The sequence below is a fragment of the Kiritimatiellia bacterium genome (genome assembly GCA_025054615.1).
Lineage (GTDB): Bacteria > Verrucomicrobiota > Kiritimatiellia > CAIVKH01 > CAIVKH01 > JANWZO01.
Map to the genome: position 1 here is coordinate 140,700 of JANWZO010000003.1, position 25,612 is coordinate 166,311.

Consider the following 25,612-nt stretch of genomic DNA (forward strand, 5'->3'; position numbering starts at 1 on the left):
TGCGCTTGCCGGCAGGGTCAGTGATCCACCCAAACGCCGGCGGCGAGGAGCGAGGGAATCTGATTGGTCAACGCCTCACTGGAGAGCGGGTTGCCCGTAACGTTGACGTACGAACCGCTAGGCAAGCCTCCCTGCGCGAGGCAGGCCAAAAGCGGCGAAAGGTCGGAGATCGCGTTGTTGTCGGCAACGAGATTCGTGAGCGAAACTGCGTCTTGCAAGCCGTCGAGTCTGGACACGCCCGCGCCGGAAACGCTGAGCGAGCGGACCGTTTCCACATCCAGGTCATAAAGAACGTTGGACGCCCCCCATTTGAAGGGCACGGAAGCTAACAGCGCCGAGCGAAGTGCCGGATCCGGCACGATGGATGGCTCCAGTCTGCGGAGCCGAAAGATTTGAGATGCCGGCTCTTGATCCGAGATTTGGAAGTCCACCCGCCGGCCGGGGGCGGCGGTAGAGACTGGAGCGAAAGGCGCGCCGGGGAACGGGGCGGCTTCCACAACATGCCATGTGGAGGGCCAGGCGGTTCCTGCAACCGAATTTGTCACGGTACCCGTGGGGCCGAGCCATTCGATGGTCACCATGTTGTTAGAGATCGATCCGAGCGTGATCGCCGAATTCATTCGCAAGCCGATGACCCCTCGGGGATAGAGATATGTCCCCCAAGGTACAAAGGCTTGGTTCGTCCAGGTCCAGATCTGAAAGTCGTTGGGATTGGCCGACCAGCCTGTGCGCACGCGAACGCGGCGAACCCCACCGGCGGTGATCTCGTAGCCGACGATGAGAAAGGCGTGGATGTCCGGGTTGTACCCCGAGCTATCGGCATAAGCTTGCTCCTGCAAGTGGAGCAGGATCGGGCGTCCAGCATCGATTTCCCGGCGCACGTGATCGAAGGTAAAGCCTGTGCCCGGTGGCGTGTGATGCCAGATGTCAACCAACTGGGAGAAAACGTCTGCATCATATCCCCGCCATGCGGCGAAGGCGCGCAGTCCGGACTGGATGTCCCGGATAGCATTGCCCTGCCCGTCAACGGGCTGAAAATTCACGCGGAGTGCGCCACTGGTGTCGAAAAAATTGAAAGCCCACGCGTCTTTGTTTCCTCGGCACTCGCCATTGAGGTTTGTCCACTTGTCCTGGCTCATTCCGATGAAATCGCCGATGCAGTCGGGCTCGTGCTCGACGCCGCGCGAGAGCCAGGGATCTGGAGCGGTGCTCTGGTAGCCCACGTAGTAGTCGTCCACGTGCCCGTAGTGGTTGGACGGGCGCCCGTCCAGACCCGCTTTGGAAGCCCACAGCGCCACAATACCGCTGTTCGTCCCCGAGGACACGAGAGGTGCCACTCCACCCGCAGTCGGTCCCGTGTAGATGTTTGAGTAGCCGTTGCGGTCCCAGTAGGCGAACAGCATGCCGGATCCTCCGCCGTAGCAGCCGTAGTGCCAGTCATAGGCGGGGGTATCCTGAATCCAAACGTTGGCCGGCGGATCAGATGCGCGGCCAACCGGGGCACTCATGGCCGCAACAAGGGTTATCCATGCGGCAAGACGGACTTGTTGAAGACTTTGCACAATGTAAATATACACCGTGGATGCCGACGTCGAAAACGCGGCCGGAGTGAGAGGCGAGGATGTTGCGGCGTGCGCAGAGGTCGTCAGGCCGCCTCCACTTATCGACCAATCTCAACGATGAGTGATATTCGGTCACGGGTCCTGAATGAATTTGCTGCCCGGTGCGGCGGCGCCCCCGACGCGCTGGTCCGCGCGCCGGGGCGAGTCAACCTGATCGGCGAACATACGGATTACAACGAAGGGTTCGTGATGCCGATCGCGATCGAACGCGCGACATGGATCGCCCTTCGCGCCCGGTCGGACACGATGGTGATCCTCCATTCGCTGGACCATCAGGCCACGCTGCAGTTTGACGCGGACCGACCGGAACACGGCGGCGAGGCGTGGACCGAGTATCCGAAGGGCGTCGCCAACGCATTGCGGGAAGAAGGATTCGTCCTTCGAGGATTTGAGGGGGTGACGGCCTGTGACGTGCCGATGGGCGCGGGTCTTTCTTCTTCGGCCTCATATGAGCTGGCGGTCGCGCGAGCGTTCCAGGTGGTCTCGGGTTGGGCGTGGGACCCGATTCGGATGGCTCTGTTGGCGCAGCGCGCGGAAAACCGGTGGGTCGGTGTCCAATGCGGGATCATGGACCAGTTGATTTCGGCTATTGGTAAACGCGGACACGCTCTGCTGATCGATTGCCGGGACCTGTCTCATCGGGCCGCGCCGCTGCCCGAGGGTTGCGCGGTTGTGATCATGGATACGATGACGCGGCGCGGTCTCGTGGATTCGGCGTACAACGAGCGGCGCGCGCAGTGTCAGGCGGCGGCCCGCCAACTCGGCGTACGGGCGTTACGCGACGTCACGGAGGCGGAATGGGCAGCCCGCGCCCACGAGCTCGAGGAGACCGTTCGGAAGCGCGCTCGACATGTGGTCACGGAGAACGCGAGGACGCTCGCAGCCGCCGAGGCCATGTCGGCTGGCGACGGCCGCCGGCTGGGCCGGCTGATGAATGAAAGCCATGACAGTCTGCGCGATGATTTTCAGGTCACCAACGACGCGTTGAATCTGATCGTGGATCTCGCCCGCGCTCACCCTGCCTGTCTTGGCGCCCGGATGACCGGCGCGGGATTCGGTGGCTGCGCAGTGGCGCTGGTTTCCGAATCGGGCGTTGACGATTTCTGTGCCCGGCTCCGGGCGGAATATTCGGCCCGGACGGGGAAATCGCCCAGTTTATATGTGACTCGGGGAGCTGACGGCGCCGCCACGGATTGATGCGACACCGCACGGGCATGGGTCGTTCCTCTGTGGTAAATTGAATTCGTGGCTATCACTCTCAAGCGCATCGGAGATTCCGGGCCGGTTTCGCCGGGGAAGGAAATCATCTGGCTTTCCTGTTGCGAGCAGTGCCTTTTTTGGGAGCGCAGTGCGTACATCGTAACTGGCTCGTGCCGGCGATACCCCTACCCGCGAATGCATGCGTGGCAGCGCTGCGAGTATTGGACCAATCGCCATGATGTGCGCTGTTTTCATCGCCAGCCCGATGTCGGGCCTGAAGCTGGTAGCGACGGCCGACGTCGCGCTCGCATCCGATCGTAATGGAACTGCGAGCGGACGGCCGGAAAATTCGTGGCCGATTTGGCGCTTGCGCCCCGTTTGCGCGCTCGCATGATTCGGCGCATGAACTGGCTCGGCTACGCGATAATCGGATTGGCGGCGGGGGTGGCTGGCGGGGCGTTTGGAGTGGGAGGCGGGGTTTTGATTGTTCCTGCGTTGATTCTCTGGTTCAAGGTTCCCTACCCGGTGGCCGTGGGCACATCGCTCGCGCTGATCATTCCGATCTCGCTGGCTGGCGCGGCGGCGCACGGCCGGTTCGGAAATTTGGATTGGCGGATTTTCACGATCGCGTCGATTGCCGGGATGCTCGGGGCTATCGCCGGCGCGGTTCTGGTGCAGAAAGTCCCTGAGCTTTATGCGCGGCGCGCATTTGCGGTCTTCCTGGTGTATGCGGCGTGGCGGCTTTGGGTGAGATGATCCGGCTAGTCGACGCGCACAACCATCTGCAAGACGAACGCTTCGGGGGGCGACAGGTCGAGATCATCGCCGCGGCGCGGACGGTCGGCATCACGCGGATGGTGGTAAACGGTTCCACGTGCAGCGATTGGGCGGATGTCGCGGCTCTTGCGCGTCAGTTTCCGGATTTAATTATTCCTAGCTTCGGCGTGCATCCATGGTACGTCCATGAGCAGCCGACAGATTGGGAAGAATCTCTGCGCGATTACTTAGAGGATTTCCCTCAAGCAGGCGTTGGGGAGGTGGGACTGGATCGCTGGAAATCCGACCTGCCGTGGGAGGGACAGGTCGACGCGTTTCGCCGACAGCTTCGACTCGCCCGCGAGCTGAAGCGACCTGTGAGCATTCATTGTTTGCGCGCTTGGGGTGCGCTGGTCGACGTTTTGGAATCGGAGCCGTTACCCGAGAGAGGGCTTTTGATGCACAGCTACGGTGGATCCGCTGAGATGGTCTCGATCCTCATCCCGTATGGCGCCCGTTTTTCGTTGCCGGGCTATTTCCTGCGGCCTGACAAGGAAAACAAGTTGGCGACGTTTCGCCGCGTGCCGTCAGACCGACTTCTGATTGAAACCGATGCGCCGGATCAGCTTCCGCCGGCGGATTTGGTTGAATACCCCATAGTCGGTCCGGATGGGCAGCCGATCAACCACCCAGCGAATTTGCGGGCGATCTATCGCCGGGCCGCCGAGGCGCTGGATCGACCTTTCGAGGAATTCGTGAGTCAGGTGGAAGCCAACTTCGCAGAATGGTTCGGGGCCTGATTGCCCAGCAGCAGCCGTACAGCCGCCGCGGCGGCGTGGAATCCGAAAACCGCAGTTACAAACACGGCGGACCCCAGGCGGCCCTCGCAGACCGGTCCGCTGTTTGGGTCGATTCCCGACACGGTTTTCTCCGCGTCGCAAGGGTCCGGCATTTTGACAGGTTCGGGAGAGTAGACGCAAAGGACGCCCATCTTACGGTTGCCGCCTCCAGGAAGTCCGAAATGGCGGCGAAGCTTCTTTCGAACGAACATCAACAGTCGGTCGTGGTGGGCGTGTGCCAGGTCGTCGGTCCGGACAAGCGATGGATCCAATTTCCCCGCGGCCCCGCCGCAGGTGATGACTGAAATGCCGCGCGATCGCGCACTGCCGATCAGAGTCGCCTTGGACATCACGCCGTCGATGCAATCCACGACAACGTCGAGGGGTTCATCGAAGGGCCGCTCGGGATTCCCGGTCAGATAAAATTCCCTGCGCGCTCGCACCCTGCATTCGGGATTGATTGCGAGGATACGGGAGGCGAGCGCCTCTGCCTTGGGCCGGCCGATCCAATCCGCAACGGCATGCAACTGGCGGTTGGTATTCGAAACGCAGATGTCGTCGCCGTCCATCAGTGTCAGGTGCCCGATTCCGCTTCGTGCAAGGGCTTCCGCAGCCCATGATCCGACGCCGCCCAGCCCGACGACCAAGACGCGGGCGGCCTGCAATCTTGCCATGGCCTCGGGACCGAGGAGACGCTCCAACGCGATGAATCGCATACGAACTATTTTACGCTGACGGCGATCGGGGCTGCAAAAAATTGCCGATTCGGCGCGCCACGGGTACACTCGAGGTATGAAGACGCCGCTGTACAACCGGCATGTCGCCCGTGGGGCCAAGATCGCCCCGTTTGCCGGCTGGGACATGCCAATCGAATATGAAGGGATCCTTGCCGAACACCAGTGGACCCGCTCGCGGACCAGCGTGTTCGACACCTGCCATATGGGTGAGTTTTCACTCCGGGGACCTACAGCGCTATCGGACCTGGAGCGCTTGCTGACGCAAAATGTGTCGTCGCTGGAGGCCGGCCAGGCGCGGTACGGCTACTTGCTGCGCGACGACGGTGGATGTCTTGACGACCTGACATGCTACCGAATCTCCGCAGATCACTTCTGGCTCGTTGTCAACGCGGGAACGAGGGAGGCGGATGCGGAGTGGATTCGGGCCCACCTCTCCTCGCGGACGCAGTTCGAGGATCTGTCCCCAGAGACGGCAAAACTCGACATCCAAGGCCCCCGCGCCAAGGAAGATCTCGAGCAGGCGCTCGGGGAGTCCCTGCCACCCTTGCGCTATTTCCGGTTCAAACTCTTGAGGCTGGCCGGTGTACCCGCGCTGATCAGTCGGACCGGATACACGGGAGAATTTGGCTACGAACTCTACATTCCTGCGCGGGCGGCCGTAGATATCTGGGACATGCTCCTCAAACCTGGCGCCATCAAGCCTGCCGGCCTCGGCGCTCGAGACACCCTGCGTCTTGAGATGGGTTATACATTGTATGGGCACGAACTGGGGCCCGACCGCACACCTGTCGCGGCGGCTCGCGGACAATTCATCGACGTCAACAAGGATTTCATCGGCCGCGAAGCTTGTTTGCGGGACCTTCAGCAGGGATGCGGCCGCTATTTGTGCGGCCTTCAACTCGCCTCCAAACGTGCGGCGCGGGCCGGAGATGATGTGGTGGCGGGGGACCAGGTGATTGGCAAGGTTACCAGCGGATCTTTGGCCCCCAGTCTCGGAGTTGCCGTCGCGCTTGCGTACGTGGATGACGCCTATACGGCCGTCGGCACGAAGGTCGAAATCAATGCGCGCGGCACCCGGCTGAGCGCAGAGGTCGTCAAGTTGCCCTTCTATAAAAACGGCTCGGCGCGGCGGGCAGCATGAGGGCTGTCGTTCGCCACCTCCCAAGAGCACCCCATATTGGAGGCCGCGGCTGAATTCGATTCAACGGTGAGACGGGACGAATCGCGCAAAATTTCCTCCGCGTCGTCGTTCTATACAGGTCGCTTAAAACAGACGGCCCGCGATTGGAGGGTGGGTGTGGGGGGTAGTAGGGGCTCGCGGGCGTCGTCTGTTATTGGAAAATGGAGTTAGATATTTTTTTTGCTAGTTTCCCTCAAACATGACTCCGAAACCGTTCGAAACCGCACGACCGTTCCAAGACTGGGGATGTGTTGACATCGCAACCTCATCTCCTCGCAGAATCGCGCGAAATTCGTGAATCCCGGGTCGATCGAAGTAGTAGGTCGTTATGACGGAATTTTCTACAATCGATTCGCCGGGTGCCAGCGTCCTATATTTCACCGCTACCTTTTTCTTGGGCCCGCGGATAATATTGTCCCGCTTGCCGTCCGGATAGATCCACGTGAGCACCAAATCCGGTTCGACCGGCAAAAGAATCGGTTCCGAACTCACGTTCTTGATCACAACCTTGAATGACAACGGATCCCCGATGCGAGCCCGATACTTATCCGGCAGGATGGAAACTTCTACCCCCCGATCCACCTTGTTGTCCGCGAGGTTCCCAAGGTGAGATGGGCGATACGTCTGGTTGACAGTGCCGCAGCCACCTGCGACAGCCAGCACGGCCAAACTCACAATTGTAGACCTAATCAGCATCAAATGAGCTCTAAGCATGTCCCGTGCCAAAATGCCCCGAATTCGAAAAAAATGGCTAATAAATCGTTCTACCAGCCTGCCCGAATTGAGCTTCCTTTTTCAAAAATCGTATTTTTTTGCACAACTGCGAATAGGGAAAGAGGGAATGCTTTCGAACTCACCTGACCCGATGGGATGCCCTCACAAGATGGCGAGTAGGATGATGGCGAAAAACTTTCCTGTGTGAAATCGCGTTCGAGTATCTCTCGCTCAATGTGCCGCCGTGAAACGACGCCTTCGGCGCCTACATCGAGTGCGGCAGCAGCGGGGAGATGGCGCGGGCGGCGTTGGAATCGACGGGGAGACGCAGGGCATGAATTGCGGTCGAGCTGAACGGTAGCGGCGTAGGGGCCGGGATCGATTCTCGGGTCGCTTCCGCTTCTTCGGCGTTAGCTGTGCCGCGCACGTCGGCCCATGTGATCAGTTCCAGACGGCCGTCGTGATGTTCGACCAACGAGGTGCAACTCTCCACCCAGTCGCCGTCGTTGCAATACTCGATCTCATGAATGCGCCGGATCTCCGCACGGTGGATGTGGCCGCACACGATGCCGTCACAACGCTGCTTCCGGGCGTGCTCGGCCAGGGCGTTTTCGAAATCGCTGACGAATTTGCAGGCATTTTTTACCTTGTATTTGAGGAAAGCCGCCAGCGACCAGTAGGGAAGCCCCATCGCTCTTCGAATGACGTTGAACCAATGGTTCAAAATGAGCGCGGCGTCATATGCACGCGAACCCAGCAGGGCCAGCCATTTGTTGTATTTGACCACGCCATCGAATTCATCGCCATGCAGAACGAGCAGGCGCCGCCCGTCAGCCGTCGTGTGGATCACTTCTTTTTTGATCGCGATGTGACCGAACTCGAGGTCAACGAAATGGTGCATGAATTCATCATGATTGCCGGGCAGATAGACGACCTTGGCCCCTTTCCGGGCTTTGCGGAGCAATTTCTGGACGACGTCGTTAAACTCCTGGGACCAGTACCACGATTTTCGGAGCGCCCACCCGTCGAAAATGTCGCCCACCAGATAAATGTATTCGGCGTCATGATGGCGCAAGAAATCAAGGAGCGCATGAGCCTTGCACCCTCGCGTGCCCAAATGTATATCGGACAGCCAGATCGTCCGAAATGTGGTGACTGGCGCTTTTGCTTTCACTGGAGCGAATCCGTTCTAATGCATTGATTTCCGTAATCTTGCGAATTCCCGATTAGAAATCTGTGAGTACGCGGTATGAATTCCATTGATCGAAGTGGCGATGTGGTACTGGGTTACGTGACAGTTCCCGATCATGAAACGGCGAGGCGGCTTGCCCAAACCTTGGTGGCGGAGCGGCTGGTGGCGTGCGTGAACATACTCGGTCCCATCGAGTCGATATACTGGTGGGAGGGGGCGGTGGAAACAAGTCGCGAAATTGCGATGCTGGTCAAGACGCGGGGCGCGTTGCAGGATCGACTCGTGGCTCGGATCCGGGAACTGCATCCGTATCAGATCCCCTGCGTTCTCGTGGTTCCTGTACTGGGTGGACATGGGCCGTTCCTCCGGTGGATTTGCGATGAAACATCCGGGCTGGATTCCGGGGTCGGCACGCCATGAAGCCGGGTCGAAGTGTGGTCGATTTTTGATAAGCAATTTGGCGGCCGCGCGAATGGTGGAAAAGGCAAGTTTAGGCAATCCTTGTGAAGCGGTATCTTGCAGCGGTCATTATAGGAATCGGGCTGGTCTTGGCGGCGAGCGCCCAAAGCGCACGTGAGCGATCCGCCTTCACGTATACCCACGAGGGCCCAGCAAAAACGGAACAGGGGGGCGAAATCGAGCTGCGCGAGGTCGAGCTTCGCACGGGATTTCCGATTTATCGTGGACCGAGCGTACGGGTGATGGCGGGAGTGCGATGGACACGATATGACTTTTCAATCGAAGAGGAGGACTTGGCCGATTTTACAGCGCATTCTTTGCGATTCCCGATTCGTGCGGTCGGCCCGGAGAAGGGCGGTTGGCGCTGGATGAACATGATCGCGCCCGCCATCCGGTCCGACCTTGAGTCGGTTTCATCCGACGATCTCGGCGTTAGCGCGATGTCCTTGGCGAGTCGAGATTGGGCCAGAGGTTGGCGTCTCAGCCTCGGGGCCGTCTACAGCCAGGATTTCGGTCGGAGTCGCCTGTTTCCTGCGATCGGGGCGCTTTGGACAAATGAAGTATGGACAGTCGACGTACAGTTTCCGAGACCCCGACTCATCTATCGCGCAACGGATTCGCTTTCATTCGGCGTCGGACTTGAGCCAGGCGGTGATGAGTGGAATGTCGAACTCGCGGGGACCGAGCGCGATGTCGCTTTGAAAGAATATCGAGCGGGCTTGGGCGTAGAATGGAGTCCTGTTCGGAATTTATCTTTGCAGGCGCAGGCAGGCGGGGTTTTCGGTCGGGAAATCGATGTGCGCGGAGGCGGCGAGCCTCGTCTTGAGCGGGACCTCGATGAGACATGGTATGCCCGAATTGCGCTGATTTTCCGCTAGCGTTGCACTTGGCCTTCAATCCGCTTGGATGCTCCATATCATCGGATCATGAACATCCGATTCGCGGTGGCGCTGCTGTTCGTATTCGCGGCGATGATTCCGGAGGTGCATGCGTCCAAAAAATGGCGGACCAAGGAGAACTGCACGCTGATCGAACATCCGTCGAATGACGGCGACAGCTTTCGCGTCCGGATCGGCCGGCGAATCTATGTCCTTCGCTTACTATGGGTCGATGCGCCCGAGACCGACATGCGGTTTCCGGAGCGGGTCGCCGAACAAGCCGAATACTTTGGGATATCAACGCAGGAAGTCCTGCGAATCGGGCAGGAAGCCTCGCGGTTCACGCGCGAATTTCTCAAAAGCCGGCCGTTCACCGTTTATACGCAGTTTGAGGATGCCCGCGGCGCGGGCGAAAAGGAGCGGGACTATGCGATCGTCAAATCTGGCGATACGTACCTGATGGAGGCTCTGGTGTCGAATGGGTTGGCGCGAATCTACGGCATGCAGGAAATGCCGCCGGAGGGCCCTTCTGAATCGACGATGAGAATGCGGCTGCGCGCGCTGGAATCGGCCGCTCGGGATCAACGGCGTGGAGCGTGGGCCCTCGCGTCCCGCGGGTTTTCGCCCGGAGACCCCCGTGCTCGACTCCAGCCGCTTGAGGCGGGTTGGCGGACCCTGACTCGAACGGTTCCCGTTTACGCCGTGGAAGACCCGGCCCGCATGCTTGGCATGCTGCGCGCCGGAACAGAAATTGAAATTCTTCGGACAGAATCGCCTGCCGATGTGCGGATTCGGTTCCGACTGCCGGATGGACGGATGATGGAGGCGATCGCGCGGCGGGCTGATCTGGGTTGGTAACCGGCCTCCGCCCGGGTTTCCCGCGTAGGCGCGGCGCGCCGATTTGTCAAGCCCCGCAAGCTTTCGCTACAATTCAGCACCGTGACAAAAACTACGAAAAAGCGGCTGCTGGTTGTGGATGATCACGCCATCGTGCGGCAGGGCCTGGCAATGCTATTGGCTCGCCACCCCGAGTATGCGATCGCCGCGGAGGCGGCGGGCTGCGCGGAGGCGTTGGCCAAATTTGAGCCGGGCAAAATCGACGCGGCCATCATCGATCTGGCGCTGAAGGACGGCAGCGGCCTCGATTTGATCCGGGAGCTGCTCAGGAAAAAGCCGGATCTGCCCTGCATTGTGCTTTCGATGCACGATGAAATGGAGTACGCGGAGCGCGCCCTCCGAGCCGGCGCACGCGGTTACGTGATGAAGGAGAATGCGGATGAGGTGTTGGTGGATGCGCTTCGCAAGGTGTTCAGCGGAGACATTTACGCGAGCCCCGACGTGGCTGCGCGGTTACTCAAGCAGGCCGTTGCAGGTCCCGGGCAGGCTCGGCCGGAGTCGGGGATCGAAAGTCTCACCGACCGCGAGCGCGAAATTTTCCGCTGCGTCGGCGAGGGCATGACCACCCGAAAGATTGCCGAAAAATTTGGATTGAGCGCCCGCACTGTTGAGGTTCACCGAGCCAGCATCAAGCGGAAGCTCGGCTGCGCGGACACTGCCCAACTGGTCCGCGAAGCGGTTCGCTGGGTCGAAAACAATCCGCCCTAAGGAGGGGCAGGGGTTTTTGACATTGGAACCGACTGGCGGGCGCTTACACTCGCGAACATGGAAAACCTTCTTGTGACCGGCGGCTGCGGTTTCATCGGCTGCAACTTCATTCGATACCTCTTTGAGGAGTCCGGATATCGCGGCCGGGTGATCAACGTCGACAAGCTGACCTACGCCGGCAATCTCGAGAGCCTTGCGGACGTGGCCGCGCGCGCGGGGGACCGATACGTATTCATTCGCGCCGATATCTGCGATGCGTCTGCGATCGCGCGCGTGTTCGATGAATACGGCATCGATGCGGTCTGCCACTTCGCCGCCGAATCCCATGTGGACCGGTCCATCGTCAGGCCGGACGACTTCATCCAAACGAACATCGTAGGAACCTACGTGTTGCTACAAGCGGCCCGCGCCCGGAAAGACCGCATCCAGTTGTTTCACCACGTCAGCACCGACGAGGTCTTTGGGTCCCTCGGCGAATCGGGATTTTTTACAGAGGAGACCCCCTACAGGCCGAACAGCCCCTATTCAGCCTCCAAGGCCGCGTCCGACCATCTGGTTCGGGCCTATCACCACACCTATGGACTGCCCGTGACGATTTCCAACTGTTCCAACAACTACGGCCCGTATCAATTTCCCGAAAAATTAATCCCGTTGATGATCCTCAACGCGCTCGAGGGCAAGCCGCTTCCGGTATATGGCGACGGCCTTCATGTCCGCGATTGGCTGTATGTGCGCGACCACGCGGCGGCGGTGTGGGCCGTCATGACGCGCGGGCGCCGGGGTCAGACCTACAACATCGGCGGCCGAAACGAAATGCGAAACATTGAAGTGGTTCGGAAGATCTGCTCGCTGCTGGACGAGCTTGCCCCGCCGATTCCCTCCGGAAAGCCCCGCGATTCGCTAATCACGTTCGTCAAGGACCGGCCGGGCCATGACCGACGGTACGCCATCGATTGCACGAAAGCCGAGATGGAACTGGGGTGGAAACCGGAGGAGTCGTTCGACACCGGTTTGCGGAAAACTGTGCTGTGGTATCTTGAGAATCGGGAATGGGTGAACCGCGTTCGCTCCGGAGAGTACCGAAGGTGGATCGAGGAACATTACGGATCCGCCTAGGCCGCCTTAATGGAAGGACAAACTCGGCCTCGCACGCATGAGAGGATGAGCGCTGCAATAAGGACTGGAGGGGCCCTCTTGCCGGGGCGGTTTGCCTTCGCGGGCGGACCGCGATACTAAAAGTGATCCGCGGCGGATGGTGGAGCGGAAGGGACTCGAACCCTCTACCTCCTCGTTGCGAACGAGGCGCTCTACCAGATGAGCTACCGCCCCAAAGGGAGTTTTCAAGCTAACACCGCGAGCAGTTGTGATGCAAGACTTTGCTGTCCGCGAAAAACGCTGTGTCGAGATGCGGTTTTGGGGTAAAGTGATAGGAAAAACGACGCCATGAAATCCCGGCTCTTCTTCATACTGGTCTCCGCTGCTGCGTTCGTGGGGCCGATCCCGCAACCGATCCGCGCGGCGGACGAATCATATTACGCGCCGGGCTGGATCCGGGAGCATCGGGACGGGTGGACTGCGAAGTTGCCATCAACCACCCGTTTTCTGTCTCGGTGGAAGGCGCAGAATGCGCCGGAGGAGGTCGCCCCTTTTGCCGCACTGTTCGACGGCCGGCCGTATAAGACCGCTATGGGCTATGACATTTCCACGCTCCAGGGAAATATCCGGATCACTCGTCGGATGGACGGTTTTGTCATCGAAACGCCGCAGGAGCGCTTCGAGGCTATTCGGCGGTTCCCAAACGAATGGGAATTGAGGCCATATCCCCAAACGATTAGGCCTAAGCCGAGTGTCCAACCGCCGAATCGCCGCCGTTGAGGAACAACTTGGCCGCCGGGAGCGAGCGGAACACGGCAACCATGAGTTGGCAAGCCGTTCAAACTGCGGCCGCAATATCTTCAGCGATTTCCTGGGCCATTTCGATCGCCGCCTGTTTGCGCTCGGCGCCGTCGGCATGGAATTGCGGGTCCTGCCCGTCGGCCCAGGCCACCTCAATGTCGTCAACACCGAGAGAACCGAAGGAATTGCGAATGATGGGGGTCAGGCCGTCGCGGTCGTCACTTTCCTTGTACACATCGCCGGAAGCGACCAGCAGGATGACCTTCCGAAGCTGGTGCATCGGTTTCACCGACCCGTTTTCGATGGTGTAGAGGAGCCCCGGTTGGATTACCTGGTCGAGCCAGGCTTTCATGATGGCGGGCGGTCCGCCTACCCACATCGGCATGGTCAAAACGAGCACATCGGCCTGCCGCAACGCCTCCGCCTGGGCTTTCGCATACGCGATCGCGTCTTCTTCATCTTTCGAAGGTTTGTATCCGGGGTCCGTCAGCGGCGTGTACAGCCGACGATAAGCCTGCAGGGACAGGTAGGGAGGCGGGTCCTGGTAAAGATCCACATTGTTGACGATCACGTCCGGATTCTTTTCCAGCAGGGTAGCGAAAAACGCCGCTGCCAGTTGTTTCGACACGGACTCTTCGATTGGCCTTGGGTTGGCAATCACATGCAATACGTTCATTCGTTTTCCTTCTCTTACCGCGTTATGTCTCTCCAGGGACGGCCATGGTCTCTTCCGTTTCCACCTGACCCGTACGGGGATCGACCAACTTGGCCAAATATCCCTCTAATTCGCGCCCATATTCTGTATCTTGCCCGGCCAACGCAAGCTGCTTGTGAACGAGAATGAGGCCCCTCGGGCCCGATTCCGCTTCCTGAGCCGTTGCAAATCGCTTGCGGGGGTCGGGGTTCAGAAATCGGCGCATCACATCCACAAATTCCGCATTGCGCCGGACGTATTCCGGGAGCAGGTCGGGGAGGCGATCACAAAGCGACATTTTGTAATTCAGCATGTCCGCTTCCGACGTCGTCGTGGCGTCAAGCAACGGTTGCCCGCGCAGCATTTCGAGACCGACCAGCCCCACCGCATAAATATCCGATTGGGGGAGCGCCGTCTCCCGGCGGTGCATCTCGGGTGCCATGAACAGCGGTGTACCGAGCAGGAAAGAAAGCTTCTCATTGACCGTGTTCGCGCGACCGTAATCGATCAGTTTTACGTAGCCGAGACGGTCGATCATGATGTTCGAAGGTTTGACGTCACAATGGACGAACCCGAGGTCGTGCAGCGTTTCGAGGCCGCGCAACACGCGTCGCATGATGTAAATGGCCACGCCCGGCTGGATCGCGATGCGGTTCCGCTCGAGGCGGAAGATCACGTCGGTGAAGGTATTCCACTCTTGGTCCGTGCTGTTCCGGCGGGCGCGGGCCAGATGCTGCCCGTCCAGCAGGTAGCGCAGCCCCACGCCGTCGACACGCTCCATTTGGACGTATCCGATCCCGTTGTACTCCTCGTAAATGTCCGGGGCGACCAAATTGGGGCTTTTGACAAGCTGAAGTTTTGAGGTTTGGGCCGCAATTCGGCCCATGTCGGTCCAATATTTTTTTGCGTTCGGGTAAATCCCCGGATCAAAGACCTTGATCGCATGTCGGGTAATGCAGCCTCGGGCGCCCTGCCGCAAGCCAAGGAACACGATCCCCTGCCTTCCGCGGCCGAGTTCCTTCGTGAACCGGTAGGCGACGGGGTAGTAGATCGCGCGCGCCTGAACAATGGCGCGGTAATTCGAGACCAATTGCGACATCCCCTTGCCGGAGGGCTGCGCCATCGGCTGGGTGGGCTCCGCCCCCGGCGCCGAGCTAGTCTCCGGTCGCGTTTCCGCGTGGAGAACGAAGCTGTCCACTGCCGTTTCCGCCTCGTGAATCGGCACCATTCTCTCGTTCTCTTCGTCGGGATCCATCGCGGGAAGTTTATGGCGAACGACAGGTTTCGCAATCGATTTGTCCGGCCGCCGGGCGGCTTCCGCGGACGATTGAGCGCTGGACGTACCGACGGATTGAGCTACAGTGCTGAAGCGTTTTCACCCTCCAACATGCCTGCAGTTTTGATTATTGGCGGCGGCATCGTGGGGTTGGCAACCGGATTGGCGCTTGCCGCTAGGCCGGGACTCCGCGTGGTGGTCGCCGAGGCCGAATCCGAGCTGGCCGCCCACCAGACGGGTCACAACAGCGGAGTGATACACTCCGGCCTTTACTACAAGCCTGGTTCGCTGAAGGCGCAGAACTGCACCAGGGGCCGGGAGGCCATGTACCGTTTCTGCGCGGAATACGGCATACCGCATGAGCGGTGCGGCAAGGTGGTCGTCGCCGTTGACTCGGCCGAACTCCCCGCGCTCGAGGAGCTTGAGCGGCGCGGCCGAGCGAATGGGCTCGATGGGATTCGAAGGCTGGGGCCCGAAGAACTCCGGGAGATCGAACCACACGCCGCGGGCGTTGCGGCATTGTTCATTCCTCAGACCGGCATCGTTGACTTCCGCGCGGTGGCGATCAAGATGGCCGAGCTGATTCTGGAGCAGGGGTCCGAGGTGCGAACGCGCTGCCGATTTCTGGGCGCCAAGCGGGCGGACGGCCGGCTGGTGGCGGAAACTACACAGGGACCGATCCGGGCGGATGTGCTGGTGAACTGCGGCGGTTTGCAATCGGACCGTGTCGCGCGGCTGTGCGGCGTTGATCCCGGCGTGCAGATCGTCCCTTTTCGCGGCGAATATTACGAGCTGGTCCCCGACCAACGACAACTTGTCCGCAACCTGATCTATCCCGTTCCTGATCCACGGTTCCCATTTTTGGGCGTCCATTTCACGCGGATGATCAACGGTAAAGTTGAGGCGGGACCGAACGCCGTGCTCGCGTTCAAGCGCGAAGGCTACCGCAGACTGGATGTTTCCTTGCGCGACAGCGTGGACCTCGCCACCTACGGCGGATTCTGGCGCATGGCGGGCCGATATTGGCGCACCGGCCTCGGCGAGTTCCACCGATCCTTTAGCAAGAAAGCATTTGTCCGGGCGCTGCAGCGGCTCATGCCGGAGATCCGCGAGGAGCACCTCGTCCCCGCTGGCGCGGGGGTCCGCGCGCAGGCCGTAGCGCCCGATGGCCGACTCGTCGACGATTTCCACATCGTGGAGGCGGAGCGCATGGTCCATGTGCTCAACGCCCCGTCGCCGGCAGCGACATCCTCGCTGAGCATCGGCATGACTGTTGCGGAAATGGTCCTGCGCCACCTCGGGCGCGGCCGCGAGACGGGAGGTCCGATTCGCGCAGCGGTGCAGAATCCAACATGAACTTGACGACCAGCCGGCGCCGCGCCGCATTCCGCCGGCGCTTTTACCCTTCCGCCACACTCACCGATTGGAACGATTGGCGTTGGCAGTTGCGGCACCGGATCACGGACCTCGAAGGACTTGAGCGCATCTTCCGCCTGACCGAAGAGGAGAGAGAGGCCGTCCGGAGGCTGAATCGCCTGCCGCTAGGAATCACGCCGTACTATGCGAGCCTGATTGACCCGGTCGATCCCGCCCATCCGCTGCGCCGGACGAAAATACCCTCGCTTGCGGAATTCCAGCGGTACCCTGGCGAATATGACGACCCTCTCGGCGAGGAAAGGCATCGAGTCGCGCCGGGCCTCATTCACACCTATCCCGACAAAGTCCTTTTTCTTGTCACCGACTTTTGCGCGACGTATTGCCGATATTGCATGCGGTCTCGGCTTGTCGGGCAGGGAACCTTCATCCCGAATGCGGCGATGTGGGAGGAGGCCCTCGCCTATATTCGTGCGCATGCGGAAGTACGCGATGTCCTCCTTTCGGGAGGCGATCCGCTGATCCTGTCCGACGAACGGCTAGCCTGGCTGCTCGAGCGCCTGCGCGCCATCCGTCATGTGGAGATCATCCGGATCGGGACCAAGGTGCCGGCGGTCTTGCCGATGCGGATCACCCCTGCCCTCTGCCGTACGCTGAGGCGGTTTCACCCCCTGTTCATCAGCATCCACTTCATCCACCCCGAGGAACTGACGCCGGAAACCGCTCGCGCCTGTGAGCGGCTGGCCGACGCGGGAATCCCGTTGGGCGGTCAGATGGTCCTGCTGAAGGGAATCAACGACGATCCTGAGACGATGCGGCGTCTCTGCCAGGGCCAGCTCCGCATGCGGGTTCGCCCGTACTACCTGCATCAGTGCGATGCGATTGTCGGGTCGATGCAATTCCGCACGCCGATTCAGGCAGGCCTCGAGATCATCCGCGCCCTGCACGGCCACACGTCGGGCTATGCCGTGCCGACCTACATGGTGGACGCCCCCGGTGGCGGGGGGAAGGTGCCGCTGACTCCCTCGTATGTCGTGGGCCGGCAGGGCGCCGACCTCGTCATCCGCAACCATGCCGGTGCCCTCTACCGCTACTACGACCCAGGCGCGGCTCCCGAAACGGGGGAACTGCCGGTCAGGTTCGAACCTGGCCCGAGCCGTGGATGATGTACTTATACGTTGTCAGCTCCTCCAACCCCATCGGCCCGCGGGCGTGTAGTTTGTCGGTGCTGATTCCGATTTCCGCGCCCATCCCAAACTCGCCGCCGTCGGTGAAGCGCGTGGACGCGTTCACATAGACCGCCGCTGAATCGACGCGATCCGTGAATTCGCGCTGGGCAGCGGGGTCGCTCGCCAGGATTGCGTCGGAGTGGTGCGACCCATGCGCGTTGATAAAGTCGATCGCCTCGTCCAGCCCTTGGACGATTTTGACGCCCATGATCAGGTCGAGGTATTCGGTGTCCCAATCGGCGTCCGTTGCGGGCTTCAGGTCCGGAACAATGGCTCGCGCAGCTTCGTCGCCGCGGAGTTCGACCTTGCGCGCGCGCAGCATCTCAACAAGCGCCGGCAGGAACTCGCGCGCGATCGAGGCATCGATGAGGACGTGTTCGGCGGCGTTGCAAACCCCGGGGCGCTGGCACTTCGCGTTTTCAACAACCTTGAGGGCCATCTCCCGGTCCGCCGATTCGTGCACATAGACGTAACAAATTCCCTTGTAGTGTTTGATCACCGGCACCCGCGCGTGCTCGGCGACCGCCCGAATCAGGCCCTCGCCACCGCGCGGAATCGCCAGGTCCACCATCCCTTCCAGTTGGACCAGCTCGCGGATCGCTTCGCGATCCGTCGTGCCGACCAGTTGAATGGCGTATTCCGGCAGGCCCTTCGAGGCGCCGCCCGCCTGGAGAGCGTCGGCTAGAGCCTTGTTGGAATGAACGGCCTCCTTGCCGCCCCGCAGAATAACGGCGTTGCCCGTCTTGATGCACAAAATCGCGGAATCCACCGTGACGTTCGGACGGGATTCGTAAATGATGGCGATGACGCCGATCGGCACGCGGACCTTGCGGATCTCCAGCCCGTTGGGGCGCATCCATTTGCTGATCACCTGGCCGACGGGGTCCTTGAGGCCCACGACATCACGGATGCCCTTGATCATCGCGTCGATCCGACTGTCGGTGAGCAGAAGCCGGTCGAGCATCGCGGCGGAAAGGCCAGCGGCTCGGCCGGCCTCCATATCCCGCTCGTTCGCCGCCTTGATTTCGGCGCGACGCGCGTCCAACTCCTCGGCCATCGCTTCGAGGATGGCGTTCTTCTTTTTGCAGGAAAGTTGCGCGAGTTTCCGTGCCGCCGAAATGGCGCGGCGTCCCATCTCCACCATCTGTTCATGAAGCGTCATACGGCACCATCCCTTCTCGGGCAGCTCCGCCGGTTAGGTTTCCCGGCGGGCCCTTTGGATCAGTTTCCGGCCCCCACGGTCGCGGGGGCTTCCTTTTTGCGGAAAACCATGTTATCGCGATGTACCACCACCGGCGACTCTGACGCGCCCAGCACGGCCTCCAATTCGTCCGACCGTTTCCCTTTCATCAACCGAATTTCCGTGCTCGAAAAATTACTGAGACCCCGCCCGAAAATCGAGCCATCCCCCGCCTTGAGGTTGACGACCGCCCCCGCGTCAAAATTCCCCTCGACCGCGCGGATGCCGACCGGCAGCAGGCTCTTCCCGCGGGTTTCTACCGCCTCGCGAGCGCCGTCGTCCACCACCAGTGAGCCCTTCGGCCGGTGGAACAGCGCGATCCACCGCTCGCGTCGCGAGAGCGGATTGGGATCCGAGGAGGGGAGGATGATCGTCCCAACGTCCTCTCCACGAATCAGACGTTCAAGTACTCCGTCGCTGCGGCCGTTTGCGATGACCACCGGGATCCCGTTTTCCGCTACCATACCGGCGGATTGCAGTTTGCTCGCCATCCCGCCGGTGGACAACTGGCTGCCCTTGCCGAGGGCCATCGAAAGCTCCTTCTCGCTCACCCCCGCCAGAACGGGAACGCGTCGCGTTCGCCCGGCCGTGACGGGCGCGCGGAACCCGTCGACCGTCGTCAGCAGCACCAAGGCGTCCGCCTGAACGAGCAAGGCGGTCAGCGCTGCAAGCAGGTCATTGTCGCCGAATTTGATTTCATCGACCGCAACGACGTCGTTCTCATTCACAATCGGCACGACACGATGCTCCAACAGTGTCTGCATGGTCTCGTGCGCGTTGAGGTGCCGGGTCCGGTGGCGAAGATCCTCGTGGGTCAGCAAGAGCTGGCCGATCCGGATATCATGTGCGCCGAAGAGCTCGTCATAACGGGCCATCAGGCGGGACTGCCCTACGGCGGCCGCCATCTGCAGCAATTTCAAGGAAGTTGGCCGCTTCCGCCAACCTAGCGCCTCGATGCCGCTGCCGATTGCGCCGGAGGACACGACAACGACGTCGCGGCCTGCCTTATGCAGGCCAGCGATTTGTCGCACCAGCTCCCGCATCCGGCGGACATCGGGCCGACCCGTGCGCTGGACGAGCACGCGGCTGCCGATTTTCACGACGATTCGCCTCGCGTGAGCGAGCCGGGTCCGAGCCTCTTTGGCGTCATGCATGGGCGGGCATTCTTATCAAAAATCGCGGCCGCTGTAAAAAACCGCGGGGCTGGGCGCCGCGTCTACGGCGAATAATTTCGGGCCGTCTCCGCAATGATCCGCAGTGCCGCAAGGGCATCATCCCTCGTGATGTTCAACGGCGGCAGCATGCGGATCACGTGTTCCGCCGTGGCGATGGTGATGAGGCCATTGGCCAGGAGGGCTTTCTCGAAGGCCTTGGCGGGGTGATCGAGCACAAGGCCGATCATCAGCCCCTTTCCACGCACATCGCGCATCCATGGAAATTGCGCGGCCAGCGCGCGCAGCTCGCGCATCATGAATTCGCCGAGCTGCGCCGCGTTTTCAAGCAAACGCTCATCCTCGATGATCTGGATCACCGCCAGAGCGGCTGCGCACGCGACGGGATTCCCGCCAAACGTGCTCGCGTGGTGGCCGGGTTGAAACACCTCGGCGACCTTGGGGCCAGCGATGAACGCCCCGATCGGAAGGCCGCCGCCCAGCCCTTTGGCGAGCGAGCAGCCGTCTGCCTGGACGCCATAGGCCTGGAACCCGAACCAGTGGCCGGTGCGCCCCATGCCGCATTGGACTTCGTCGCAAAAAAGCAGCAGGTTGAATTCATCGCAAAGCGCGCGCAGTCCCTGCATGAATTCCGCCGTGGCCGGCACGATTCCGCCTTCGCCCTGCACGGCCTCGACGAGGATCGCGACAGTTTTCTCGTTGACCGCCGATCGGACGGACGCGAGGTTGTTGTACTCCGCGTACACGAAGCCCGGCGGCAGCGGCTCGAACCCCTTTTGGTATTTGGTCTGGCCCGTCGCGGTGATCGCGGCGAGGGTTCGGCCGTGGAACGAGTTGCGCATCGTGATGATTTCGTGGCGGCCACTCGCTGAGCCCCAAAGTCGCGCCAGCTTGATCAAGCCTTCATTCGCCTCGGCGCCCGAATTGCAGAAAAACACTCGGCCCGGCGCGCCAAATTTTTCGACGAGTTTGGCCGCCAGACGCGGTGCATTTTCGTTGTAATACAGGTTCGAAACGTGCATCAGCCGCGCCGCCTGTCGCTGGATCGCTTCGACGAGCCGCGGATGGCAATGGCCCACCTGAATCACGGCGATCCCGCCCAAAAAATCGAGATATTCGCGGCCCTCGGCGTCCCAAACGCGGCAGCCGCTGCCCCGCGTGAGCACAAGATTCGGCGAGTACGTGTTGACGATGTACTGCTTGTGAAGCGCAACGGGGTCCATGCGACGGAGAAGGTTTACATCGTGTGGAAATTACAGACCATGGAAGCCGCAAAAAAATTTTTTACAGGGCATGGAAATTTCGGCCGGCTACTTCCTGACGATTTCCGTCCCGACGCCTTTGTCGGTGAAGAGCTCCAAGAGCAGCGAATGCGGCAGGGCGGCGTCGATGAAGTGGACCTTACGAACGCCGGCCTTGATCGCTTTCACCGCGCCCTGCACCTTCGGAATCATTCCGCCGCTGATCACGCCCTGCGCAATGAGCTTGTCCACATCGGCGCATTTGAGCGTGGAGATCAGCGTGGATCGGTCTTCCGGATCGCGCAGCAGCCCCGGCACATCGGAAAGATACACCAATTTACGGGCTTTCAAGGTTTGCGCGATCGCGGAGGCGGCGTCGTCTGCGTTGATGTTGTACAGTTTTCCATCCTCACCGCGGCCGAGCGGGGTGATGACGGGCACGATGTGTGAATGCAGATAGGCAAGGATCGGCTCGTCATCCACTTCGACGACATCGCCGACGTAGCCCCAGTCGAGCGTCTCGCCGGTTTGCGGGTCGATCTCCGTATGTTTGACGACGGTGAGGATGTCCTCCCCGTGAATGCCGCGCGCAGTGCAGCCGAGCTTTTCCAGGGTCTGGACCAGTTCTGGGTTCACCTCGCGGTTGAGCACGCGCTCGACGATTTCGATGGCGGCCTCGTCCGTGACGCGCAGGCCCTTTACGAATTGGGCGGGCAGCCCCTGCTCCTTCATCGCCCGTGAAATGGCCTTGCCGCCGCCATGCACGACGACGGGCCGCAGACCGACGCACGCCATGAAGGCGATATCGGTGAGGACTTTTTCGACGCCGGCTTTTTCTTCCATCGTCGAGCCGCCGACTTTGACAACGACGATCTCGCCGCGAAATTTTTGGATGTAGGGCAGCGCCTCAATGAGGACATTCGCCTTTTCGATCATGGATTGCATGTTCGCTTACCTGTCCTATACGGCGCCCAACGTGAGGTATTCGACCCCCTTCGCGCAATCCGGAAGTCGCTGCTCCCCGGGGTCGCGCAGCGAATCGCGTGGGCGACTGTCGCGCACATCGGACGCGCCTGGACCGCCGGCCGCCGGCTCGAAGCGCGTTTCTCGAAGAAGTTTTCGGGAACCAGCGGCGATTCGTCCTGAGTCGCCAGCGGGCATTGCCGGTGTCATGTCGGGACCTGGGTCGCGGGTGCGGCCATGTTTGCAAATCAGGTCGGCTCGCGGCCGTCGGGCATTTTGATGTAATCGACGTTGATGCCGACGTATTCCTCGGAAATGTCGCACGTGTACACGTGGGCGCGGCCACGGCCCATATGCAGGCGAATGGTCACGGTGAACTCCTCCTGCTGCTGGACTCGGCTGAGCGCGTCCAGCGGCGTCTTCGCCGCGACGCCGCGCCGGACCGCGGCGAGGTCGTCGTAGTAAATGTCCACGTTCGACGGGTTCACCTTTGCCGCGGAATAGCCGATGGCGTCCATGATGCGCCCCCAGTTCGGGTAATCGCCGTGCCAGCAGGTCTTCACGAGCAGCGAATTCGCCACGGCGCGCGCGGCGGCATCCGCCTCGCGGTCGTTCCGCGCCCCTTCGACGCGCACGGTGATGAGTTTGGTCGCGCCTTCGCCGTCGCGCGCGATGCGTTTGGCGAGATTCAGCGCGACCGCGTCCAACGCCTCGACGAAAGCGCCCCACGCGCGATGGTTCGGCGACAGCGCGCGATTCCCCGCCGCGCCATTAGCGAGCAGCAGGCACGTGTCGTTGGTGGACATGTCGCCGTCCACCGTAATTCGGTTGAACGACTTGTCCACCGCGGACTTGAGCGCGCGCTGCAACGCGCGCCGCTCCACCGCCGCATCGGTGAAGAAGAACCCGAGCATCGTGGCCATGTGGGGCTCGATCATGCCAGCGCCCTTCGCGAAAGCCGTGAGCACGACGGGTTTATTATCGATGACCAGTCGGACGGTGGCCGTTTTTTTTCGAGTATCGGTCGTCATGATCGCCTCGGCGGCGTCGCGGCCTCCGTCTGCGGATAGGCACGGCACGATCGACCGAATGCCGGCGGAGATGGTGTTCATCGGCAGCGGTTTGCCGATGGCGCCTGTGGAGCAGACGAGGACTTCGCCGGCGGGGATCCCGAGCAGAGAGGCCGTCAGAGAGGCCATCGCCGTCGCGTCGCGAAGGCCTTGCGCGCCGGTACATGCATTGGCATTTCCGCTGTTCGCGATGATTGCGCGTGCGCGGCCTCGCCGAACGATGGCTTGGTCGAGCTTGACCGGAGCCGCCTTGACTTGATTGGTGGTGAATACGCCGGCGCACGCGCACGGCCGGTCGGAGACAACCAACATCAGATCCCGTTTGCCGCTCCGCTTGATGCCGGCGGCGATGCCGGCCCCGCGAAAGCCCTGCGGGAGCACGACATCATCGATCAGTTCGAGGTTCAATTTCGCCATGCAAGAAAGCCCCGTATGCGGGAGACATACGGGGCTTTAGCCAAATGGAGCAAGCTTGATTTAGCGCTTGGAAAACTGGAACCGTTTGCGGGCGCCAGGCTGGCCGCTCTTCTTGCGTTCCTTCATGCGAGGATCCCGCGTGAGCAGGCCGGCTTCCTTTAGGGCGGGGCGCAGGTTAATGTCCACGAGGGTGAGGGCGCGCGCGATGCCCAGCCGGATGGCCCCTGCCTGCCCGCTTAGCCCTCCGCCGCGGACAGAAGCGACGACATCGAATTTACGCTCGGTTCCCGTGACTTTGAACGGCTGGTCGATCTGACTGCGCAGGGATTCGACCGGAAAATACTCGGCCGCGTCGCGACCATTTACTGTGAGTTTGCCCTCGCCCTGCCGAATGCGGACGCGCGCGACGGAGGTTTTGCGGCGTCCCGTTGCGGAGTATTCGTTGGGTTTATGTGCCACGAGCAGACCTCCCTCAGACAACGAGCGGCTCGGGTTTTTGCGCTGCGTGCGGATGTTTGTCCCCGGCGTAAACGCGCAACCGAGTCATGTAAATTCGTGCCAGCTTGTTTTTCGGAAGCATTCCCTTGACGGCCTGCATGATGATGCGCTCAGGATGCGTCGAGCGGATCACGCGGGCCGGCCGGAGCTTGAGGCCGCTCGGGTAGCCGGAATAATTTTTGTAAATTTTCTGATCTTCTTTGGAGCCCGTCAGTTTGACCTTCTCGGCGTTGACGACGACCACGAAGTTGCCCATGTCCACGTGGGGGGTGAAGGTTGGCTGGTCCTTGCCCCTCAAGACCTCGGCGATCCGGACAGCGAGGCGGCCCGCCGGTTTATCCGCGGCGTCCACGACGTACCACTTCCGAACCACGTCTTTCGGATGAACGGCTGTAGATTTCATGCAGGGGTTGTCCAATAAGCAAAGCCGAGGAAGCTAACAGAGTCGGTGTCCGTCTGTCAACCGCCCGGCGCAGGATTTTCCGACGGGGCCGGATTTTCGGCTGCGGAGGTTCCGATGCCGAAGACCTCCCGCAGATGGGCGAGCAGATCGGCCCACGAGGCAGCGTCGGCCGCCGGATCATAGGCAATGGGCAGGCCGAATTCGGCAGCTTTCGCATCGGCATCTGGAACAGTGAAGCTGTGTTTGGCGCCGGGGTAGACGGTCAACCGGTAGTCCGCGCCGGCCTGTCGCATCTCCCGTTCAAAGGCTTCGAGGTCTCGTTGCGGGATGAGCGGGTCGGCGCCTCCGTGATAGACCAGCACGCGTGCGCGCACTTCACCCGCTCGCGCCGGCGTGTCCGTGGCGAGGCTGCCGTGGAAGGAGGCCGCGGCTTTGAGGTCTTCGCCGATTCGGGCCATATGGAGCACCACCGCTCCCCCGAAGCAGTAGCCGATGGCCGCGATCCGGGCGGGATCCGTCACGGTTTGCTGTTCGAGAAAAGCCCGGGCGGCGCGGAATCGCGAGACGGCGGTCCGCTTGTTTTTCAGCACTTCCGATGCGAAGGCGCCCGCCTCATTTGGATGGGCTGCGGTTTTGCCATCGCCGTACATATCCACGGCCAACGCCACATACCCTTCCTTCGCAAGTTCACGTGCGCGGCTTCGAGCATATTCGTTGAGGCCCCACCACTCGTGCACCACAAGGACGCCGGGGCGGAGCCCTTCGCGGGACGCGTCATAGGCCAAAAACCCCCGAAGCGTCGATGAGCCATCGGAATATTCGACCTCGCGCTCCTCAAGTTGCGCCGCGAGCGACGCGAACGCAGTCATAAAGATCGCAAAAAATGGGAACCATCGGTCCATGAAACACCTCTAATAGAAAGTATGATTTCAAAGAGCGGGCGGTTCAACGGCAGAA

General features: G+C 61.2%; 26 protein-coding genes and 1 tRNA gene. 12 read left to right on the forward strand and 15 right to left on the reverse strand.

Annotated features, from left to right (window positions below; all coding sequences use genetic code 11):
* Positions 1-17 precede the first annotated feature (17 nt).
* Positions 18-1,508, reverse strand: coding sequence for a hypothetical protein (locus NZ740_02465; protein ID MCS6770873.1), 1,491 nt, complete (start codon positions 1,506-1,508; stop codon positions 18-20).
* Between the two features lie 171 nt (positions 1,509-1,679).
* Here NZ740_02465 and galK point away from each other — a divergent pair, with 171 nt between their 5' ends.
* The 3 genes from galK (at position 1,680) to NZ740_02480 (ending at position 4,378) form a co-directional block, all read left to right on the forward strand.
* Positions 1,680-2,819 (forward strand): galactokinase, encoded by a 1,140-nt coding sequence (gene galK, locus NZ740_02470; GenBank protein ID MCS6770874.1) that lies wholly within the window; start codon positions 1,680-1,682, stop codon positions 2,817-2,819.
* A gap of 354 nt (positions 2,820-3,173) precedes the next feature.
* Positions 3,174-3,578: a sulfite exporter TauE/SafE family protein gene (locus NZ740_02475; protein ID MCS6770875.1), complete on the forward strand. Its 405-nt coding sequence runs from the start codon at positions 3,174-3,176 to the stop codon at positions 3,576-3,578.
* Positions 3,575-4,378, forward strand: a complete 804-nt coding sequence (locus NZ740_02480; protein MCS6770876.1) for a TatD family hydrolase — start codon at positions 3,575-3,577, stop codon at positions 4,376-4,378. The genes NZ740_02475 and NZ740_02480 overlap by 4 nt, the downstream gene beginning before the upstream one ends.
* Here NZ740_02480 and NZ740_02485 read toward each other — a convergent pair.
* Positions 4,339-5,091: a tRNA threonylcarbamoyladenosine dehydratase gene (locus tag NZ740_02485; GenBank protein MCS6770877.1), complete on the reverse strand. Its 753-nt coding sequence runs from the start codon at positions 5,089-5,091 to the stop codon at positions 4,339-4,341. The genes NZ740_02480 and NZ740_02485 overlap by 40 nt on opposite strands.
* 118 nt (positions 5,092-5,209) lie before the next feature.
* Here NZ740_02485 and gcvT point away from each other — a divergent pair, with 118 nt between their 5' ends.
* Positions 5,210-6,295, forward strand: a complete 1,086-nt coding sequence (gene gcvT, locus NZ740_02490; GenBank protein MCS6770878.1) for a glycine cleavage system aminomethyltransferase GcvT — start codon at positions 5,210-5,212, stop codon at positions 6,293-6,295.
* Between the two features lie 222 nt (positions 6,296-6,517).
* Here the strand turns inward: gcvT and NZ740_02495 are convergent, their stop codons facing one another.
* Both NZ740_02495 and NZ740_02500 read right to left on the reverse strand, forming a co-directional pair.
* Entirely contained in the window at positions 6,518-7,009 is a 492-nt protein-coding gene (locus NZ740_02495; GenBank protein ID MCS6770879.1) for a hypothetical protein, read from the reverse strand.
* A gap of 304 nt (positions 7,010-7,313) precedes the next feature.
* Positions 7,314-8,222 (reverse strand): UDP-2,3-diacylglucosamine diphosphatase, encoded by a 909-nt coding sequence (locus NZ740_02500; protein MCS6770880.1) that lies wholly within the window; start codon positions 8,220-8,222, stop codon positions 7,314-7,316.
* A 75-nt stretch (positions 8,223-8,297) separates the two neighbouring features.
* Between NZ740_02500 and NZ740_02505 the strand changes: the two genes are divergently transcribed.
* The 5 genes from NZ740_02505 (at position 8,298) to rfbB (ending at position 12,298) form a co-directional block, all read left to right on the forward strand.
* Complete coding sequence (locus NZ740_02505; protein MCS6770881.1) at positions 8,298-8,660, forward strand: divalent-cation tolerance protein CutA; 363 nt, start codon at positions 8,298-8,300, stop codon at positions 8,658-8,660.
* Between the two features lie 83 nt (positions 8,661-8,743).
* Positions 8,744-9,577 (forward strand): DUF6268 family outer membrane beta-barrel protein, encoded by an 834-nt coding sequence (locus NZ740_02510; protein ID MCS6770882.1) that lies wholly within the window; start codon positions 8,744-8,746, stop codon positions 9,575-9,577.
* A 48-nt stretch (positions 9,578-9,625) separates the two neighbouring features.
* Complete coding sequence (locus NZ740_02515; GenBank protein ID MCS6770883.1) at positions 9,626-10,435, forward strand: thermonuclease family protein; 810 nt, start codon at positions 9,626-9,628, stop codon at positions 10,433-10,435.
* A gap of 81 nt (positions 10,436-10,516) precedes the next feature.
* Positions 10,517-11,182 (forward strand): response regulator transcription factor, encoded by a 666-nt coding sequence (locus NZ740_02520; GenBank protein ID MCS6770884.1) that lies wholly within the window; start codon positions 10,517-10,519, stop codon positions 11,180-11,182.
* A 57-nt stretch (positions 11,183-11,239) separates the two neighbouring features.
* The gene (gene rfbB / locus NZ740_02525; GenBank protein MCS6770885.1) at positions 11,240-12,298 is read left to right on the forward strand and encodes a dTDP-glucose 4,6-dehydratase; all 1,059 of its coding nucleotides are present in this window, start codon (positions 11,240-11,242) and stop codon (positions 12,296-12,298) included.
* Positions 12,299-12,435: 137 nt separating this feature from the next.
* On the opposite strand, the gene NZ740_02530 is transcribed toward rfbB, so the two are convergent.
* A tRNA-Ala gene (locus NZ740_02530) sits at positions 12,436-12,511 on the reverse strand.
* Between the two features lie 114 nt (positions 12,512-12,625).
* Between NZ740_02530 and NZ740_02535 the strand changes: the two genes are divergently transcribed.
* Complete coding sequence (locus NZ740_02535) at positions 12,626-13,057, forward strand: hypothetical protein (GenBank protein ID MCS6770886.1); 432 nt, start codon at positions 12,626-12,628, stop codon at positions 13,055-13,057.
* 58 nt (positions 13,058-13,115) lie between these two features.
* Here NZ740_02535 and NZ740_02540 read toward each other — a convergent pair whose 3' ends face one another.
* Together NZ740_02540 and NZ740_02545 are read right to left on the reverse strand one after the other, a co-directional pair.
* Positions 13,116-13,754 carry an NAD(P)H-dependent oxidoreductase gene (locus NZ740_02540; GenBank protein ID MCS6770887.1) on the reverse strand — a complete coding sequence of 213 codons (639 nt, stop codon included), beginning with the start codon at positions 13,752-13,754 and terminating at the stop codon, positions 13,116-13,118.
* Positions 13,755-13,776: 22 nt separating this feature from the next.
* Positions 13,777-15,027 (reverse strand): serine/threonine protein kinase, encoded by a 1,251-nt coding sequence (locus NZ740_02545; protein ID MCS6770888.1) that lies wholly within the window; start codon positions 15,025-15,027, stop codon positions 13,777-13,779.
* 132 nt (positions 15,028-15,159) lie between these two features.
* Between NZ740_02545 and lhgO the strand changes: the two genes are divergently transcribed.
* Both lhgO and NZ740_02555 read left to right on the forward strand, forming a co-directional pair.
* Positions 15,160-16,404 (forward strand): L-2-hydroxyglutarate oxidase, encoded by a 1,245-nt coding sequence (lhgO, locus tag NZ740_02550; GenBank protein ID MCS6770889.1) that lies wholly within the window; start codon positions 15,160-15,162, stop codon positions 16,402-16,404.
* Positions 16,401-17,588 carry a KamA family radical SAM protein gene (locus NZ740_02555; protein ID MCS6770890.1) on the forward strand — a complete coding sequence of 396 codons (1,188 nt, stop codon included), beginning with the start codon at positions 16,401-16,403 and terminating at the stop codon, positions 17,586-17,588. Before lhgO ends, NZ740_02555 begins: the two co-directional genes overlap by 4 nt.
* Here the strand turns inward: NZ740_02555 and NZ740_02560 are convergent.
* The 8 genes from NZ740_02560 to NZ740_02595 all read right to left on the reverse strand — a co-directional run bounded on the left by NZ740_02560 (position 17,557) and on the right by NZ740_02595 (position 25,557).
* Positions 17,557-18,813, reverse strand: coding sequence for a glutamate-5-semialdehyde dehydrogenase (locus tag NZ740_02560; GenBank protein ID MCS6770891.1), 1,257 nt, complete (start codon positions 18,811-18,813; stop codon positions 17,557-17,559). The two genes, NZ740_02555 and NZ740_02560, sit on opposite strands and share 32 nt — an antisense overlap.
* 59 nt (positions 18,814-18,872) lie before the next feature.
* Complete coding sequence (proB, locus tag NZ740_02565; GenBank protein MCS6770892.1) at positions 18,873-20,045, reverse strand: glutamate 5-kinase; 1,173 nt, start codon at positions 20,043-20,045, stop codon at positions 18,873-18,875.
* 62 nt (positions 20,046-20,107) lie between these two features.
* Positions 20,108-21,286: an aspartate aminotransferase family protein gene (locus NZ740_02570; GenBank protein ID MCS6770893.1), complete on the reverse strand. Its 1,179-nt coding sequence runs from the start codon at positions 21,284-21,286 to the stop codon at positions 20,108-20,110.
* Positions 21,287-21,373: 87 nt separating this feature from the next.
* Complete coding sequence (argB, locus tag NZ740_02575) at positions 21,374-22,249, reverse strand: acetylglutamate kinase (protein ID MCS6770894.1); 876 nt, start codon at positions 22,247-22,249, stop codon at positions 21,374-21,376.
* Between the two features lie 266 nt (positions 22,250-22,515).
* Positions 22,516-23,754, reverse strand: a complete 1,239-nt coding sequence (gene argJ, locus NZ740_02580) for a bifunctional glutamate N-acetyltransferase/amino-acid acetyltransferase ArgJ (protein MCS6770895.1) — start codon at positions 23,752-23,754, stop codon at positions 22,516-22,518.
* Between the two features lie 60 nt (positions 23,755-23,814).
* Complete coding sequence (rpsI, locus tag NZ740_02585; GenBank protein ID MCS6770896.1) at positions 23,815-24,213, reverse strand: 30S ribosomal protein S9; 399 nt, start codon at positions 24,211-24,213, stop codon at positions 23,815-23,817.
* A 13-nt stretch (positions 24,214-24,226) separates the two neighbouring features.
* Complete coding sequence (gene rplM / locus NZ740_02590) at positions 24,227-24,655, reverse strand: 50S ribosomal protein L13 (GenBank protein MCS6770897.1); 429 nt, start codon at positions 24,653-24,655, stop codon at positions 24,227-24,229.
* A gap of 56 nt (positions 24,656-24,711) precedes the next feature.
* Positions 24,712-25,557: a dienelactone hydrolase family protein gene (locus NZ740_02595; GenBank protein MCS6770898.1), complete on the reverse strand. Its 846-nt coding sequence runs from the start codon at positions 25,555-25,557 to the stop codon at positions 24,712-24,714.
* Positions 25,558-25,612 lie beyond the last annotated feature (55 nt).

Excerpts from the sequence above, each read along its gene's own strand:
- NZ740_02465 (MCS6770873.1), bottom strand. The coding sequence starts at position 1,508 with ATGAGTGCCCCGGTTGGCCGCGCATCTGATCCGCCGGCCAACGTTTGG.
- galK (MCS6770874.1), top strand. The coding sequence starts at position 1,680 with ATGAGTGATATTCGGTCACGGGTCCTGAATGAATTTGCTGCCCGGTGC.
- NZ740_02480 (MCS6770876.1), top strand. The coding sequence starts at position 3,575 with ATGATCCGGCTAGTCGACGCGCACAACCATCTGCAAGACGAACGCTTC.
- NZ740_02485 (MCS6770877.1), bottom strand. The coding sequence starts at position 5,091 with ATGGCAAGATTGCAGGCCGCCCGCGTCTTGGTCGTCGGGCTGGGCGGC.
- gcvT (MCS6770878.1), top strand. The coding sequence starts at position 5,210 with ATGAAGACGCCGCTGTACAACCGGCATGTCGCCCGTGGGGCCAAGATC.
- NZ740_02505 (MCS6770881.1), top strand. The coding sequence starts at position 8,298 with ATGAATTCCATTGATCGAAGTGGCGATGTGGTACTGGGTTACGTGACA.
- NZ740_02515 (MCS6770883.1), top strand. The coding sequence starts at position 9,626 with ATGAACATCCGATTCGCGGTGGCGCTGCTGTTCGTATTCGCGGCGATG.
- rfbB (MCS6770885.1), top strand. The coding sequence starts at position 11,240 with ATGGAAAACCTTCTTGTGACCGGCGGCTGCGGTTTCATCGGCTGCAAC.
- NZ740_02535 (MCS6770886.1), top strand. The coding sequence starts at position 12,626 with ATGAAATCCCGGCTCTTCTTCATACTGGTCTCCGCTGCTGCGTTCGTG.
- NZ740_02540 (MCS6770887.1), bottom strand. The coding sequence starts at position 13,754 with ATGAACGTATTGCATGTGATTGCCAACCCAAGGCCAATCGAAGAGTCC.
- NZ740_02545 (MCS6770888.1), bottom strand. The coding sequence starts at position 15,027 with ATGGATCCCGACGAAGAGAACGAGAGAATGGTGCCGATTCACGAGGCG.
- lhgO (MCS6770889.1), top strand. The coding sequence starts at position 15,160 with ATGCCTGCAGTTTTGATTATTGGCGGCGGCATCGTGGGGTTGGCAACC.
- NZ740_02555 (MCS6770890.1), top strand. The coding sequence starts at position 16,401 with ATGAACTTGACGACCAGCCGGCGCCGCGCCGCATTCCGCCGGCGCTTT.
- NZ740_02560 (MCS6770891.1), bottom strand. The coding sequence starts at position 18,813 with ATGACGCTTCATGAACAGATGGTGGAGATGGGACGCCGCGCCATTTCG.
- proB (MCS6770892.1), bottom strand. The coding sequence starts at position 20,045 with ATGCATGACGCCAAAGAGGCTCGGACCCGGCTCGCTCACGCGAGGCGA.
- NZ740_02570 (MCS6770893.1), bottom strand. The coding sequence starts at position 21,286 with ATGGACCCCGTTGCGCTTCACAAGCAGTACATCGTCAACACGTACTCG.
- argB (MCS6770894.1), bottom strand. The coding sequence starts at position 22,249 with ATGCAATCCATGATCGAAAAGGCGAATGTCCTCATTGAGGCGCTGCCC.
- argJ (MCS6770895.1), bottom strand. The coding sequence starts at position 23,754 with ATGGCGAAATTGAACCTCGAACTGATCGATGATGTCGTGCTCCCGCAG.
- rplM (MCS6770897.1), bottom strand. The coding sequence starts at position 24,655 with ATGAAATCTACAGCCGTTCATCCGAAAGACGTGGTTCGGAAGTGGTAC.
- NZ740_02595 (MCS6770898.1), bottom strand. The coding sequence starts at position 25,557 with ATGGACCGATGGTTCCCATTTTTTGCGATCTTTATGACTGCGTTCGCG.